Origin of the sequence: Vibrio sp. S12_S33 (assembly GCF_963889785.1) — a bacterium.
GTDB lineage: Bacteria > Pseudomonadota > Gammaproteobacteria > Enterobacterales > Vibrionaceae > Vibrio > Vibrio aestuarianus.
In genome coordinates, this window is the sequence record NZ_CAWPQZ010000117.1 from 1 (window position 1) to 2,138 (window position 2,138).

General features: G+C 52.8%; 1 protein-coding gene. It reads right to left on the bottom strand.

Annotated features, from left to right (window positions below; all coding sequences use genetic code 11):
• Positions 1 to 2,138 (bottom strand): beta strand repeat-containing protein (locus AACW06_RS19245; RefSeq protein ID WP_192076291.1); only part of this gene is annotated, 2,138 nt, incomplete at both ends.

Below are 2,138 nucleotides of genomic sequence, written 5' to 3' on the forward strand. Positions count from 1 at the left end.
GTACTCGTTACACTATAATTTCCTTCAGCAACTAAACTTGGAATTAAAACATTAGCCGAACCATTGGTGATATCAGTATCAGTGAGGACATGAGTATAATCTGTTTGATTTCCTGAATTATCAGTTAATGATACAGTCAAAATATCTCCAGCTTTAGCGCCTGCAGAGAAAGATACGACTGTCTCGATACCATCGGCATTCTCGATAATATCTATATTGCCATCTGAAGCTTCATCAATACTCAAAGTGAGTGTGACGGGTATAGTGATATCTAAATCAAACGTCACTGGCGCGCTTTCAGCGGTGGTGTTACCCGCCGCATCGCTGATACTGCTGGTAAGGCTGTAGTTACCTTCATCCGTCAGGCTCGGAATAACGATCGTCGCACTGCCTGTTAGTGTTTCTAATAAGGTTACTTCGTGAGTTTGTACCGTCGTACTGCCATCTGGATTGGTGATGGTTAACGTCACCGTATCACCCACTTCCACGCCCGTTGGAATACTCACCACCGTTTCAACGCCGTCATTGTTCTCTGCCACGTTCACGCTACCGTCCGCTGCATCCGCGATGGTGAGCGTTGGCGCCGCAGTTGGTACGGTGGCGTCAAAATCAAACGTCACTGGCGCGCTGTCACCATTGGTGTTGCCTGCGGCATCCGTAATACTGCTGGTGATGCTGTAGTTACCTTCCGCTGTCAAGCTTGGAATGGTGATGTCGGCGCTGCCATTGGCAAGATCCGCCGCCGTCACGGTGTGGGTTTGTTCCGTAGTGCTACCATCTGGGTTGGTGATGGTTAAGGTGATGGTATCGCCTTCTTCCACGCCCGCTGGAAGCGTCACATTGGTTTCAATGCCATCACTGTTTTCAGCCACGCTGACGCTGCCATCGGCCGCATCGGCAATGGTCAAGGTTGACGCAGTATCGCTTACGCCATCACCATCGGTATCACCCGGTACGGTGGTGTCAAGGTCGAACGTCACTGGCGTACTTTCAGCGGTGGTGTTACCCGCCGCATCACTGATGCTGCTGGTGACGCTGTACATACCTTCGTCAGTCAGACTTGGAATGGTAATGGCAGCCGTTCCAGTTAATGTATCTAGCAAGGTGACGGTGTAGGTTTGCTCTGTGGTGCTGCCATCGGGGTTGGTGATGGTTAAGGTCACCGTATCACCCACTTCCACACCCTCAGGAATGGTCACCACAGTGTCAAGACCGTCACTGTTTTCAGCCACGCTCACGCTGCCATCGACTGCATCGGCTATGGTCAAGGTTGGCGCGGTGTCGCTTACACCATCACCGTCCGTATCACCCGGAATAGTAGTGTCTAAATCAAACGTTACTGGCGCACTTTCAGCGGTGGTATTACCTGCTGCATCACTGATACTGCTGGTGACGCTGTAAGCACCCTCGTCCGTCAAGCTTGGAATGGTGATGTCCGCGCTGCCATTGGCAAGATCTGCCGCCGTCACGGTGTAGGTTTGCTCCGTGGTGCTACCATCTGGGTTGGTGATGGTTAACGTCACCGTATCCCCTTCTTCCACACCCGTTGGAAGCGTGACATTGGTTTCAAAACCATCACTGTTCTCGGCCACGCTGACGCTGCCGTCCGCCGCATCGGCAATGGTTAACGTTGGCGCCGTGTCACTCACGCCATCACCGTCCGTATCACCTGGAATGGTGGTGTCTAAATCAAACGTCACTGGCGCGCTTTCAGCGGTGGTGTTACCCGCCGCATCACTGATACTGCTGGTAAGGCTGTAGGCGCCTTCATCCGTCAGACTTGGAATAGTGATGCTCGCACTGCCGGTATCAACATCCGTTTGGGTCACGCTGTAGGTTTGCTCTGTGGTGCTGCCATCGGGGTTGGTGATGGTTAACGTCACCGTATCACCCACTTCCACACCCTCAGGAATGGTCACCACAGTGTCAAGACCGTCACTGTTTTCAGCCACGCTGACGCTGCCATCGGCTGCATCGGCTATGGTCAAGGTTGGCGCGGTGTCACTCACGCCATCACCGTCCGTATCACCCGGAATAGTAGTGTCTAAATCAAACGTTACTGGCGCACTTTCAGCGGTGGTATTACCTGCTGCATCACTGATACTGCTGGTGACGCTGTAAGCACCCTCGTCCGTCAA